General features: G+C 76.3%; 12 protein-coding genes. 7 read left to right on the top strand and 5 right to left on the bottom strand.

Annotation, left to right across the window (positions count from 1 at the left end):
* The first annotated feature begins 50 nt into the window (after positions 1-50).
* The gene (locus tag ACI79E_RS08295; RefSeq protein WP_456932051.1) at positions 51-806 is read left to right on the top strand and encodes a MerR family transcriptional regulator; all 756 of its coding nucleotides are present in this window, start codon (positions 51-53) and stop codon (positions 804-806) included.
* An 88-nt stretch (positions 807-894) separates the two neighbouring features.
* Here the strand turns inward: ACI79E_RS08295 and ACI79E_RS08290 are convergent, their stop codons facing one another.
* Positions 895-1692 carry a methyltransferase domain-containing protein gene (locus tag ACI79E_RS08290; RefSeq protein WP_456932050.1) on the bottom strand — a complete coding sequence of 266 codons (798 nt, stop codon included), beginning with the start codon at positions 1690-1692 and terminating at the stop codon, positions 895-897.
* A 102-nt stretch (positions 1693-1794) separates the two neighbouring features.
* Here ACI79E_RS08290 and ACI79E_RS08285 point away from each other — a divergent pair, with 102 nt between their 5' ends.
* The gene (locus ACI79E_RS08285; protein WP_456932049.1) at positions 1795-2880 is read left to right on the top strand and encodes an FUSC family protein; all 1086 of its coding nucleotides are present in this window, start codon (positions 1795-1797) and stop codon (positions 2878-2880) included.
* A gap of 65 nt (positions 2881-2945) precedes the next feature.
* Positions 2946-4037 (top strand): FUSC family protein, encoded by a 1092-nt coding sequence (locus tag ACI79E_RS08280; RefSeq protein WP_456932048.1) that lies wholly within the window; start codon positions 2946-2948, stop codon positions 4035-4037.
* A gap of 88 nt (positions 4038-4125) precedes the next feature.
* Here the strand turns inward: ACI79E_RS08280 and ACI79E_RS08275 are convergent, their stop codons facing one another.
* Positions 4126-5658 carry a glycerol-3-phosphate dehydrogenase/oxidase gene (locus tag ACI79E_RS08275; protein ID WP_456932047.1) on the bottom strand — a complete coding sequence of 511 codons (1533 nt, stop codon included), beginning with the start codon at positions 5656-5658 and terminating at the stop codon, positions 4126-4128.
* Positions 5659-5674: 16 nt separating this feature from the next.
* Between ACI79E_RS08275 and ACI79E_RS08270 the strand changes: the two genes are divergently transcribed.
* Positions 5675-7381: an FAD-binding oxidoreductase gene (locus ACI79E_RS08270; RefSeq protein ID WP_456932046.1), complete on the top strand. Its 1707-nt coding sequence runs from the start codon at positions 5675-5677 to the stop codon at positions 7379-7381.
* A gap of 68 nt (positions 7382-7449) precedes the next feature.
* Here ACI79E_RS08270 and ACI79E_RS08265 read toward each other — a convergent pair whose 3' ends face one another.
* From ACI79E_RS08265 to ACI79E_RS08255, 3 genes are all read right to left on the bottom strand, one after another.
* Positions 7450-8529 (bottom strand): alpha/beta fold hydrolase, encoded by a 1080-nt coding sequence (locus tag ACI79E_RS08265; protein ID WP_456932045.1) that lies wholly within the window; start codon positions 8527-8529, stop codon positions 7450-7452.
* 171 nt (positions 8530-8700) lie between these two features.
* Positions 8701-9186, bottom strand: coding sequence for a SixA phosphatase family protein (locus ACI79E_RS08260; RefSeq protein WP_456932044.1), 486 nt, complete (start codon positions 9184-9186; stop codon positions 8701-8703).
* Positions 9187-9207: 21 nt separating this feature from the next.
* On the bottom strand, positions 9208-10320 hold the full coding sequence (locus ACI79E_RS08255; RefSeq protein WP_456932043.1) for an NAD(P)/FAD-dependent oxidoreductase: 1113 nt from the start codon (positions 10318-10320) through the stop codon (positions 9208-9210).
* 215 nt (positions 10321-10535) lie between these two features.
* On the opposite strand from ACI79E_RS08255, the gene ACI79E_RS08250 reads away from it, so the two are divergent.
* From ACI79E_RS08250 to ACI79E_RS08240, 3 genes are read left to right on the top strand one after another with little or no spacing between them, the layout of a single operon-like run.
* A complete protein-coding gene (locus ACI79E_RS08250) occupies positions 10536-11129 on the top strand; it encodes a carboxymuconolactone decarboxylase family protein (protein ID WP_456932042.1) in 594 nt (197 codons plus the stop codon).
* Positions 11126-11995, top strand: coding sequence for an RNA polymerase sigma-70 factor (locus tag ACI79E_RS08245; protein ID WP_456932041.1), 870 nt, complete (start codon positions 11126-11128; stop codon positions 11993-11995). Before ACI79E_RS08250 ends, ACI79E_RS08245 begins: the two co-directional genes overlap by 4 nt.
* 30 nt (positions 11996-12025) lie before the next feature.
* Complete coding sequence (locus tag ACI79E_RS08240; protein WP_456932040.1) at positions 12026-13210, top strand: NAD(P)/FAD-dependent oxidoreductase; 1185 nt, start codon at positions 12026-12028, stop codon at positions 13208-13210.
* Positions 13211-13272 lie beyond the last annotated feature (62 nt).

The following is a 13272-nucleotide window of genomic DNA, read 5'->3' as shown; positions in this document are numbered from 1 at the left end:
CTGACGCGACGTCAGGCTGTGCACTCGTCCCCGTCAGAGAGGAGGGACCCGTGAACGTGGGTGAGGTGGCGGCCCTGGCCGGGGTCACGGTGCGCACGCTGCACCACTACGACCGGATCGGGCTGCTGTCGCCGTCCGGGCGGACGGCGGCCGGCTACCGCCGGTACTCGCCGGCCGACCTGGACCGGCTGCACCAGGTGCTGCTCTACCGCGAGCTCGGGTTCCCCCTCGAGGAGGTCGCGACCCTGCTGGACGACCCGTCCGCCGATCCCGCCGAGCACCTGCGCCGCCAGCACCGGCTGCTGCAGGACCGGCTGGAACGGACGCAGGCGATGGTCGCGGCCGTGGAGAAGGAGATGGAGGCGAGAGCGATGGGGATCTCCCTGACCCCCGAGGAGCGGTTCGAGCTGTTCGGCGACTGGCTGCCGGAGGAGTACGAGGCCGAGGCCGAGCAGCGCTGGGGCGACACCGAGGCGTGGGAGCAGTCCCAGCGGCGCACCCGCGCCTACACCAAGGACGACTGGGTGCGGGTCAAGGCCGAGGGTGAGGACGTCGAGACGCGGTTCGCCGCGGCGCTGCGGGACGGCGTCCCCGCCGACTCGGAGCCGGCGATGGACCTGGCCGAGGAGCACCGGCAGCAGATCAGCCGGAACTTCTACGACTGCGGCTACGAGATCCACGCGGGTCTGGGCCGCATGTACGTGGAGGACGAGCGGTTCACCGCCCACTACGAGCGGATCGCGCCCGGCCTGGCCCGGTACGTGAGCACCGCGATCCAGGCCAACGCCGCCCGGCACGGCGCGTGACCCCCTCCGTCGAGATCGCGGGATCTCGCACCGTCCCGGGCCTCCGGGCGTGCGAGATCCCGCGATCTCGACGGGGTCGGCCCGCGGCTCAGACGCGGATCAGCAGCTCGCCGTGCATCATCCCGAGCCAGCCGTCGTCCGCGGCCGACCAGCGCAGCCACGCCGCGGCGACCTCCTCGAGGTCGCCCGGCGTGGCCAGCCCGTACGCCAGGGCCTGCTCGGCGAAGGCCGACGCCGTCGCGCGGCCGGCCCAGGAGGAGCCCCACCACTCCCGCTCGGCCGGCGAGGCGTAGCACCACGACGACGTCGTCGCGGTGACGTCACGCAGCCCCGCGGCGTGCGCCCAGGCCAGCAGCCGGCGCCCGGCGTCGGGCTCGGCGGCGTTGCGGCGCGCGACGCCGTAGTACAGCTCCAGCCACCGGTCCAGGCCCGCGTCGGCGGGGAACCAGGTGACCGTGGCGTAGTCCACGTCCCGGACGGCGACCACCCCGCCCGGCCGGCACACCCGGGCCATCTCGCGCAGCGCGGCGACCGGGTCGGTGAGGTGCTGCAGCACCTGGTGGGCGTGGACCACGTCGACGGAGTCGTCGGCCACCTCCAGCGCGTAGACGTCGCCGACCGCGAACGTCACGTCGACCCCGGCCGTGGCGGCCGCCGCGCGGGCCTCCTCGAGGGGTGCGGCCGAGACGTCCAGCCCGACGACCCGCCCCGGGGCCACGCGCGCGGCCAGGTCGACGGTGATCGTCCCGGGCCCGCAGCCGACGTCGAGGAGGTCCTGGCCGGGGCGCAGCAGCGGGAGCAGGTACGCCGCGGAGTTCTCCGCGGTGCGCCAGCGGTGGGACTGCAGGACGGCGTCGGCGTGCCCGTGCGTGTAGGTGTCGGCCATGCCCCAGTCCTACTCCGCCGTCCCACCCAACGGAACAGCCTTCCCACTAAGTGGGATGGGCCGAGGAGCGGACCGCACGGTTCCTCCCCATGCTGGGTCGACGTGACCGGCTTCCGCGCGTTCCTCCGCCACCCGCAGGCCCAGCGGGGGATCCGGGCGGCGATCGCCGCGGGCCTGGCGTGGCAGGTGGCCGTGCTGCTGCCGGCCCCGTTCCCCGAGTACGCCTACTACGCCCCGATGGGGGCGATCATCGCCGTGCACCCCACGGTGGCCGACTCGGCCAGCGCGACCTGGCGGACGGTGCTGGCCATCCTGCTCGGCTCGGGCCTGGCGGTCGCCGTGGACCGGCTCGCCGGCGGCCTCCCCGAGGCCGCGGTGCTGGCCCTGCTCGTGGCGCTCGCCGTCGTCCTCGAGCAGTGGCGGGTGCTCGGCGAGAACGCCGGCTGGGTGAGCTTCGCCGCCGTCTTCGTGCTCACCATCGGCATCGGCGACACGGCGGACTTCGTCCTCTCCTACGCCGGGCTGGTCCTGCTCGGCGCCGGGATCGGCGTGCTGGCGACCCTGCTGCTCTTCCCGCCGCTGCAGCTCACGCGGGCCACCCGCGAGATCGCGCGCACGCGCACCCTGGTCGCCGAGCACGTGGGCCGGACCGCCGCGGAGCTGCGGGCCGGGCGCTTCCCCACCCCCGAGGACGAGCGGGCCCGCGGCGCCGCCCTGCGGACCGCGCTCGACGCGATGCGCGACGCCGAGCGGACGGTGGAGCGGGCCCGGCGGGCCAACCCCCGCGCCGCCCGGTGGCAGGACGCCGCCGCGCGGGTGCACGACGAGTCCCGCGCCCTGGACCGGGTCGCCGTCCTCCTCGACGACGTCACCGCCGTGGTGGCGGAGTACCCGTCGCACCGCCGCGACACCGACCGGCCGGACGCCGACACCGCGCGCCGGCTCGCCCTCGCGCTGGACGGGCTGGCCGGGGTGGTGCGGACGCCGTACCACGCCGCCGACGGCACCCGGCCCGACGACCGGGACCGGGCCGTCGCCGCCGCCACCGCGGCCCTCGACGGCCTGGTCGACCGGCTGCGGCGCACGACGCTCGACGACGACCCCGCCTTCCTCGCCGTGGCGGCCGTGGCCGTCGGTGTGGAGCGCTCCCTGCTGGCCCTCGACGCGGTCGAGGCACCGGCGGCCTGACTGCGACCAGCGTCACTCCCCCGGGTCGACACCGGCGCCCGGCACACCGGTCATCCTGGGTGCCCGTGGACACCCTGCTCGCCCTGCTGCGCCGTCCGGCCCTCCAGCGGGGTGTGCGGGCAGCGGTCGCCGCGGGGCTGGCCTGGCAGGTCGCGGTCCTGCTGCCGCCGGCGCTGTCGGACTACGCGTACTACGCCCCGCTCGGCGCGGTCATCGCCGTCCACCCCACGATCGCCGACTCCGCCAGCGCGGCCTGGCGCAGCGTGCTGGCCATCCTCACCGGCTTCGGGCTGGCGGTCGCGGTCTACGAGCTGACCCGGGCGGTGCCCAACGCCCTCACCATCGCGCTGATCGTGGCGCTGGCGGTCGCCGTCGAGCAGTGGGGGCTGTGGCGCGAGCAGGCCAGCTGGGTCAGCTTCGCCGCCGTCCTCATGCTCACCGTCGGGCTCGACGACCCGGACGCCTACGTGCTGCGCTACGCCGGGCTGACGCTGCTGGGCGCGGCGACCGGCGTCCTCGTCACCACGGTGCTCTTCCCGCCCCTGCAGCTGACCCGGGCGGTGCAGCAGATCGGCCGCACCCGCACCCTGCTGGCCGCGCACCTGCACGACATCGCCGCGACCCTGCGCGAGGGCCGGGTGCCCGACGCCGCCGAGTGGGCCGGCCGCGCCGGGCGCCTGGACCGCGAGCTGGACCACATGCGCGCGGCCGAGGCACAGGTCGAGCGGTCCCGCCGGGCCAACCCGCGCGCCCGCCGGTGGCAGGGCCGCGCCACGAGCATCCGCGAGGAGTCCCGCGCGGTCGACCGCGTCGCCGTCCTCGTCGACGACCTCACCTCGCTGGTGGTCGAGTTCCAGCCGCACCGCCGCGGGGTGGACCTGGTGGACGCCGGCACCGGCTGGGTGCTCGCCGACGCGCTGGACGGCCTGGCCGGCGTCGTGCGCACGCCGTACCACAGCACCGACGGGGCGACGCCGGACCAGCGCGACGCCGTCATCGCCGGTGCGACCGCCGCCCTCGACCGGCTGGTCCGGCTGCTGCGCACCGCGACCGTCTCCGACGACGAGGGGTTCTTCGCGATGGGTGCGGTGGCGGTCGGGGTCCGCCGCGGCCTGCTGGCCCTCGACGCCCACCTGCGCGAGGTCCCCGCCGGCTGACCAGCCTCCCCGCCTCCCCGTCGAGATCGCGTGATCTCGCACGCCCCACGGGGCGCGACGGTGCGAGATCACGCGATCTCGACGCGGTTCAGAGCTCCTCGGCGAGCACCCGCTCGGCCACCGGGACGGCGCGCTCCCGGTCGGCCGGCACCAGGCCGATCCGCACCCGCCGGTCCAGCAGGTCGGCCACGGTCCGCGCCCCCTCCGCGCGGACGGCGAACCGCAGCTCCCCCACCGTCTCCGGCCGCCCCGCGACCACCGGGTCGGCGCCGAGCCCGGCCACGACCGGCGCCTCGGTGCCGTACCGCGCCACCAGCCGCGGCGGCGCCTCCACCCGCTCCAGCGCCCGGTGCGGCGCGGCGCCCACCAGCGGCAGCCGCGCGGTGCAGGACCGCGGGACGCCCCGGCCCAGCCGCGCCACCACGGCGTCGACGGCCTGCTCGGCCATCGCGCGGTAGGTGGTGAGCTTGCCGCCGACCAGGGTGAGGACCGGTCCGTCCCAGCGCAGCAGGTGCCGGCGGGAGAGGTCGGCGGTCGCGTCACCGGGGCCGGCGCCGGCCGACGCGGGCAGCACCAGCGGCCGCAGCCCGGCGTAGGCGCCCACCACGTCGGCCCGGGTCAGCGGCTCGGCGAGCACCTGGTTCACCGTCTCCAGCAGCTGCGCCACCTCGGCGTCGTCGGGCACCGGGTCCTCGTCGCCGACCGGGCCGGGCACCGGCTCGTCGGTCAGGCCCAGGTACACCAGCCCGCCCGGCTGCGGCAGCGCGAAGACGTACCGCGACCGCGACCCCGGCAGGGGCACGGTGAGCGCGGCCGACGGCGAGCCCAGCCGCGCGGCCGGCACCACCAGGTGCGAGCCCCGCGACGGCACCAGCCGCACCCCGGGGGCCAGCTGCTGCGCCCAGACACCGGTCGCGTTGACCACCACCCCGGCCCGCAGCGACAGCGCCTCACCGTCGTCGGTCTCCACGTGCACGTCGGCGCCGTCCACCGCCCGGACCGCCGCACCGGTCAGCACCCGCGCCCCGTGCTCGGCCGCCGTCCGGGCCAGCGCTACCACCAGCCGGGCGTCGTCGGTGAGCTGGCCGTCCCAGAAGACGAGCCCGCCCTGGCGCCCGCGCACGCCGGGGGTCAGCCGGGCCACCTCGGCGGCGTCCACCCGGCGGGTACCCGGCAGCGACCGACGCCCGCCCGGCACCGACGCCCGGACGGCGTCCCCCAGCCGGCCCCCGACGCCGGCCAGCGCGCTGACGCCGCGCCCGGCCGCGTCGGGCACGAGGAAGGCCAGCGGGCGGACCAGGTGCGAGGCGGTCGCCCCCATGAGGACGGCGCGTTCCCGGGCGCTCTCCCGCGCCAGCGCGAACTCCCCGTGGGCCAGGTAGCGCAGCCCGCCGTGCACCAGCTTCGACGACCAGCGGCTGGTGCCCGCGGCGAGGTCGGTCCGCTCCAGCAGCGCGACCGACAGCCCCCGCGCCGCCGCGTCGAGGGCCACGCCGGTACCGGTCACCCCGCCGCCGACGACCACCACGTCGACCCGGCCGCCGGCCACCGCGTCGAGGTCGGCGACCCGCCGTGCGGCGGAGAGCACACCCGCGCCGTCGGCAGGTCCCCCGCGCAGCACCCGGCAGACTGTAGCCGTGCCGGAACAGCCCGAACTGACGATCCAGGGCTGGGGCGCCCCCACCCGCCCCCGCGACGCGACGGTGGCCGTCGGGCGGGAGGGCGGCGACGGCACGCTCGAGTTCGCCCCCTTCCCGCCGCTGGCCGAGGTGCTGCCCAAGGCCGCCCGCCGGCACCTGGCCCGGGAGCTGGACTGGACGCCGCGGTCCACGCCGCCGGTGCCCGTCGACGAGATCCGGCTGGCCCCCTCCCGGCTGGCCGAGGAGTGCCGGCTGCGGCTGGTCGAGCTGCTCGGCGAGGAGCACGTGCGCACCGACCGCGACAGCCGGCTGCGGCACGCCGGGGGCAAGAGCTACCTGGACCTGCTGCGCCGGCGCGAGGGCGACGCCTCCGACGCCCCGGACGCCGTCGTGACCCCCGGCAGCACCGAGCAGACCGCCGCGCTGCTGACGCTGTGCAGCGAGATGGGCGTCGTCGTCGTGCCCTTCGGCGGCGGCACCAGCGTCGTCGGCGGGCTGTCGGGCATCGACGCCGACGACCGGCCCTCGATCTCGGTCGACCTCGCCCGCATGGCGGGGGTGACCGGCCTGGACGTGCCGTCGTCCCTGGTCACCGTGGGCCCCGGCCTGCGCGGCCCGGCGCTGGAGGAGCACCTGGACCGGCACGGCCTGACCCTCGGCCACCTGCCGCAGAGCTGGGAGTTCGCCACCCTGGGCGGCTACGCGGCGACCCGGTCGGCGGGGCAGGCCTCCACCGGGCTGGGCCGCTTCGACGACCTCGTGGCCGGGCTGACCCTGGCCACCCCCACCGGCGTGCTGCAGCTCGGGCACCCGCCGGCCTCGGCCGCCGGACCGGACCTGCTGGCCCTCGCGCTGGGCTCCGAGGGCGCGCTGGGGATCATCACCGAGCTGCGGCTGCGGGTCCGGCCGCGGACGCCGGCCGGCCGGTACGAGGGCTGGTCGTTCCGCTCCTGGGCGGCCGGGCTGGCCGCGCTGCAGCGGCTGGCGCGCCACGGTCTGCTGCCCGACGTCGTCCGGCTGTCCGACCCCGACGAGACCCGGGCCAACCTGCTCATGAGCGGCGGCGCCGGCGCGCGGGCCCTCCGCGGCTCGCTGCGCGCCCGCCGGCGCGGCGGGGGCTGCCTGCTCGTGGTCGGCTGGGAGGGGCTGCCGCAGCTGGTGCGGGCGAGGAGACAGGCCGCGGCGTCGGAGCTGCGCGACGGCGGGGCCGCGCGGGTGGGTCGGCGGGTCGGGGAGTCCTGGCGCAGGCACCGCTTCGGCGCGCCCTACCTGCGCGACTCCCTGATGGACGCCGGCCTGCTGGTCGAGACCCTCGAGACCGCGGCCACCTGGACCGATCTGCCGGGGGTCTACGACGCCGTCCGCCGGGCCCTGCGCGAGTCGCTCGGCGGCCGGGGCCGGACGCCGCTGGTGCTCAGCCACGTCTCGCACGGCTACGCCACCGGCGCCTCGCTGTACGTCACGGTGCTCGCCGACCGCGACGACGACCTGCCCATCCAGCAGTGGCTGGTCGCCAAGCGGGCGGTGACCGACGCGCTGGTGGCCGCCGGGGGCACGCTCACCCACCACCACGCCGTGGGCGCCGACCACCGCCCGTGGCTGGAGCGGGAGCTCGGCCCGCTCGGGGTCGACGTGCTGCGGGCGGTCAAGCAGCGGCTGGACCCGCGGGGCGTCTGCAACCCCGGCGTCCTCCTGCCCGACTGAGGCGGGGGGGGGGGGGGGGGGGGGGGGGCCGGGCCCCCCCCCCCCCCCCCCCCCCCCCCCCCCGCCGGTCAGACCGGCGAGGTGAGCAGCTCGGTGAGGTGGTCGTCGACCTCCTTGAGGTAGGTCTCCTCGAACCCGAACAGGCCGAAGTGGCCGGCGACGGAGTGCAGCACGCGCAGCTCGCTGCCGGGGACCAGTTCCTGCTCGGCCTGGACGTCGCGGACCGGGAAGAACATGTCCTCGTCGATCGGCATCGCGAACACCTTGGCCGTGATCCTGCCCAGCGCGGCCGAGAGGTCGCCGTCGGTGTTGCAGGTGACGTCGCACCGCTGCCACTTCCACCCCTGGACCAGCAGCGAGTTCGGGTCCATGGCGCTGAACACCGCGCGGATGAACCGGTCCTTGAACTCGATCTCGTCGTCCCAGGTGACGTCGGGCAGCTCGACGTTGCGCCAGAACTCGGTCTTCCAGAACTCGGTGGACAGGCCCATCACCGCCCACAGGTCCGCGTGCCGGGCCAGACCGCGCGCGACGTCGGCGTTCGACGCGTACTCCCCGCCGTTCCAGCCCGGGTCGTCGGTGATCGCGTCGAGCAGCGTCTGGGTGAAGAGGAAGTCGTGCGGGGTGTTGCGGGCGGTGCCGGCGATCGGCGCGGCCCGCAGCACCTTCTCGGGGAACCGCACCGCCCACTCCCACGTCTGCTGGGCACCCATCGAGCCGCCGACGACGGCGTGCAGCCGCTCGATGCCGAACACCTCGCGGAGCAGCTGCTCCTGGGCCCGCACGTCGTCGCTGATCTGCACCTTGGGGAACCGCGACATCGCGATGGAGCTGTTGGGCCCGTCGGCGTTGTGCGGCGACGTCGACAGCCCGTTGCCGATCTGGTTGACCACGACGATGAAGTACTTCTCCGGGTCCAGCGCCCGGCCGGGACCGATGTAGACCTGCTCCCAGGTCTGGTGGGTGCCGGAGAACCACGTCGGGATGAGGATCGCGTTGCCCTTGGCGTCGTCGAGCGTGCCGTAGGTGGCGACGGCGAGCTGCAGGTCGGGGATGACCCCGCCCTCGTCGAGCCGGAACTCGCCCAGCCGGTGCAGCTCGTACGGGCCCTGCACCTCGGGGCTGTAGAAGGGGTTGTCCAGTGCCATGGGAGGCCTCTCTGTCCGGGTCGGCCCGCGCCGCACCTGGTCCGGGGGGATCGACCTCGGCGCACGCGATCTCGTGGTCGCCCGGCCGTCGACCTCCGGCCGGGCTCGACCTGGAGGCTGGAGTGCCCCCGATCACGTGTCAAGGGCGCAGCGGTGCCGGCCCGGTACGGGTCAGGCGCCCGGGACCGTGGCGCCGGTCAGCGTCGCCGCCCCCGGGACGACGTCGGTCCAGCGGGTCCCCAGGTCGAACACCGCCACGCCGCCGGCCGGGAAACCGGGCCCCACGTCGCGCCGGTCGTCGAGGACCGTCGCCAGCTCCCCGACCGCCGGGTTGTGCCCGACGACGACCAGCGTGCCGACGTCCTCCGGGGTGTCGCGCACGGCCGCGAGCAGTGCCTCGACGGTGTTGTCGTGCACCCGCCCGTCGACGGTCGGCTGCGGTGCCGACGTCAGGACGCCGCCGGCCCGCGCCCAGGTCTGCACCGCCCGGCGCGCCGGGGACACGAGCACGCGGTCGGGCACCAGCCCGGCCCGGTCCAGCCAGGCCCCGATCGCCGCGGCCCGCTGCTCCCCCCGCGCCGTCAGCGGCCGCTCCGGGTCGACCGGACCGGGAGCGGCCTCGGCGTGGCGGATCAGCACGAGCCGGTGCGACGACACCCGGCCAGTCTGGCCGCCTCGTCACGGCGCGGGGAAGGAGCGGTCGCCGAAGAGGACGCGGCGGGCGGCGGCCCGCCCGAACGGCGTCCGCAGCGCGGTGAACGCCACCGTCGCGACGGCGGGCGTGCGGACCTGGGCCAGCCCCCGCCGCAGCGCCAGCCGCCCGCGGAAGCGGGACCGCAGGGCGGCACCGTCGTAGGAGGCCAGCGCGTCGGGCCGCCCGCTCCGCAGCGCGTCGTCGAGGACGGCGGCGGCGTGCTCCGACAGCCGCAGGCAGGGGTCGAGGCCACCGGCGGTGAGCGGGGAGACCGCGCCCGCCGCGTCCCCGACCAGGAGGCCGTCGGCGCAGCCGATGCGGCGGAGCAGTCCGCCGACGGGGATCGGTCCCCCGCGCCGCTCCACCTCCCGCGGTCGGGCACCCCGGGGCAGCCCCGGCGCGGACGGGGCGAACCGCTCCAGCGCCCGGCGCATGCCGCCCGGGAAGCGGTCGGCGTAACCGGCGACGCCCACGTGCGCGTGCCGCCCGTCGTTGACCACCCAGGCCAGGTAACCGGGAGCCAGCGAGGGGTCGAGCACGCAGTGGAACGCCGGAGGCTGCTCGCCGCGGGGCACCGCGAACACCTCCTCCGCACCGACCAGCAGGTGCTCGTTGCGGTCGAGGCCCAGGTCGCGGGCGACCCGCGAGCGGGCGCCGTCGGCCCCGACGACGAACCGCGCCCGCACCTCGATCGGCCCGTCCGCCCCGACGAGCAGGGAGGTGCCGTCCCGCCGGCCGGCGTAGCGGGTCCCCAGCGCGATCCGGACGCCGGCGTCGGCAGCCGCACGGGCCGCGGTCACGTAGAGGGGCGCCATGTCGCCCACCCGGTACTCGTCGCGGTCGCTGTCCAGGGTCACCGGGCGGCGCAGACCGGGTGGGTAGAGGACCACCCGCCGGATCGGCGGCCCGAGGCACTCGGGCGGCAGCGGGAAGTCGTCGAGCGTCTTCCGGACGAAGATGCCGGTGGTGCGGATCGCGCCGGTGAGGCCGGGACGGCGCTCGGCCAGCAGGACGTCGTGGCCCCGCTCGGCCAGCCTCGTGGCCGTGTGCAGCCCGGCCAGGCCCGCTCCGACCACCAGCACGTCGACGCTCTGCATGCAGCCCTCCTCCACCGCCGGCGCACCGGTCTCCGACCGTCGCCGCCTCGGGACCCACCGGAGCCCCAGACCCATCGAGTCTCGGTTACTACCTATCGACTGTCAATCGACCACGCGCGTGGGGGCCGCTCCCGGAGCCGATCCGCGTCCGCGGTGTCACACGCGAGCCCTGGCCGGTGTCTCCATGTCGACACCCCCGCACCCCTGGAGGAGACATGGCGAGCAGCACCCGGGTCCCCGCGACGGAGGTCACCGGCATCTACGGGACCCTGCTCACGACGATGAGCCGCAAGGTCTTCGGCGTGGTCCCCGACGCGATCGGGGTCATGTGGCACCACCCCGCCGTCCTCAAGGACATGGCCCGTCTCGGCCGCAGGGCCGACTCGTGGAACCGGCTGGACCGCGACCTGGCGTCCTTCGCCGCCATGGCCGCCGCCGGCGTGGTCGGCTGCAGCTTCTGTCTGGACCTGCACTACTTCCTGACGCACAACCGGGGGCTCGACGAGGCCAAGGCGCGCGAGGTGCCGCGGTGGCGCGAGTCCGCCGTCTTCACACCGCTGGAACGGCGGGTGATGGAGTACGCCGAGGCCATGAGCCAGACCCCGCCGGCCGTGACCGACGAGATGACGGCCGCCCTGCTGGCGGACCTGGGCGCGCCCGCGCTCGTCGAGCTGACCGCCCGGGTCGGCGTGATGAACATGACCGCCCGCAGCAACGTCGCGCTGGGCATCAGGTCGCAGGAGTTCTCGGCGTCCTGCGGCCTGCCCCCGCTGGCGGCCCCCTCGACGGAGGGCGTCGCGCCGGCATGACCGACGACCCGTTCCTCGCCCACCGCGGCCTGCTGTTCACCGTCGCCTACGAGATGCTCGGCTCGGCCGCCGACGCCGACGACGTGGTGCAGGAGACCTGGCTGCGGTGGGCGGAGGTCGACCGGACGACGGTGCGGGACCCGCGGGCCTACCTGGTGCGGATCGTCACCCGCCAGGCGCTCAACCGGCTGCGCACGCTGGCCCGCCGTCGGGAGGACTACGTCGGGGAGTGGCTCCCCGAGCCGCTGCTCACCAGCCCGGACGTGGCCGACGACGTCGAGCTCGCCGAGAGCGTCTCGATCGCGATGCTGACCGTGCTGGAGACGCTCGGGCCCACCGAGCGCGCCGTCCTCGTGCTCCACGAGGTCTTCGCCGTGCCCTACGAGGAGATCGCCGAGGCGGTCGGCAAGTCGAGCGCGGCCGTGCGGCAGATCGCGCACCGGGCACGCGAGCACGTGGCCGCGCGACGCCCGCGGATGGTGGTGAGCCGCACCGAGCAGCAGCAGGTCGTGGACCGGTTCCTCGCCGCGGTCACCGCCGGCGACGTGCAGGGGCTCCTGGACGTGCTCGCACCCGACGTCGTCGCGGTCGCGGACAGCGGCGGGCTCGCGCCGGCCGCCCGGCGCCCCCTCACCGGCCGCGAACGGGTGGCCGGCGCACTCTCCCGCTTCGCCGAGCTCGCTCCCGGCGTGGAGATCACCACGCCGCTGCTCAACGGCGCGGTCGCCGCCCGGATCGACCCGGGCGGCGTCTTCGACACCGCGCTCACCTTCGTCGTCGAGGACGGCCGGATCACCCGGCTGTACGCGATGCGCAACCCGCAGAAGTTGGGCAGGCTCGGCACCGTGGCCGAGCTGCGGCGGTGACGGGTCCGCGGCCCATCCCCGGGAGCGGACGTGGAGCACTCCGAGGTACTCGTCGTCGGTGGCGGCAACGCCGGCATCTCACTGGCCGCGCGGCTGCTGCGCGACGGCGTCCGCGACGTCACCGTCGTGGCTCCCCAACCGGTGCACCGGTACAAGCCGCTGCTCAACTACGTCGGCGGCGGCCAGGCGGCGATGGCGGACCTGGAGCGCCCGATGCGGGACGTCGTCCCCGACGGGTGCCGGTGGGTCCGCGACGGTGTCGAGGCGGTCGACCCCGACGCGATGACGGTGCGGACGCGCGGCGGGCGCACACTGCGCGGCGAGACCCTCGTGCTCTGCCCCGGTCTCGTGGAGGACTGGGATGCCACGCCGGGGCTGCAGCCGGCCTACCACGACGGCTGGGCCGCCTCCACGTACGTGCCGGGCAGCACGCCGCAGGTGTGGCCGCGGCTCGCGTCGCTGCGCGCCGGCTCCGTGCTGTTCACCGTCCCACCGGAGCCGGCGTCCTGCGGTCCGACAGCGCTCAAGCCGCTGTTCCTGGCGTGCGACCACTGGCGTCGCACCGGTGTGCTGCGGGACCTGCAGGTCCGGCTGGCGCTGCCCGACGCGACCGCGACGGGTGTCCCGGCGGCCGACGACGTGCTGGAACGGGCCTTCGCCGGCCACGGCATCGAGGTGCTGCGTGAGGCCCGCATCGAGCGCGTGGACTGGGACGTCCACGCGGTCACCCTCACGACCGGCGCCGGACGGCGGGTCCTGGAGGACGTCGCCTTCGCCCACGCCGTCCCCCACCAGCGGGCGCCGCGCTGGATCGCGGACGCCGGCCTCGCCGCCGACCCGACCCCCGGCCTGGTCGACGTGGACGCGCACACGCTGCGGTCGCGCCGGCACGGCTCGATCTGGGCGCTGGGCGACGCGGCCGACGTGGCCACCCGCCCCTCGGGCGGAGCCCTGCGGCGCCAGGTCGACGTCCTGGCGCAGAACATCGCGGCAGCCCGGGACGGGGAGCCGCTGCAGCGGTACGACGGCTACACGGTCATCCCCATCACGCTGAGCCGGCGCGAGCTCGTGCTGGTCGAGGTCGACCGCGACGGGCGACCGTCCCCGTCGGTGCCGTTCGTCGACCCCGTCAAGCCCCGCCGCACGACCTGGTTCATCGACCGCTACGTGCTGCCGAGGATCTACTTCCGTCGCATCCTCCGCGGACGGGTCTGACCGGCTGCCGGGTCCCGGGCACCCGACGGCGCTCGTCGGCGTCCGGTCCCCGCCTCGTCGCG

The sequence above is a fragment of the Geodermatophilus sp. SYSU D00079 genome, assembly GCF_054050635.1.
Note: the sequence above shows the minus strand (reverse complement) of the source record. Positions and strands in the feature narration are given on the sequence as shown.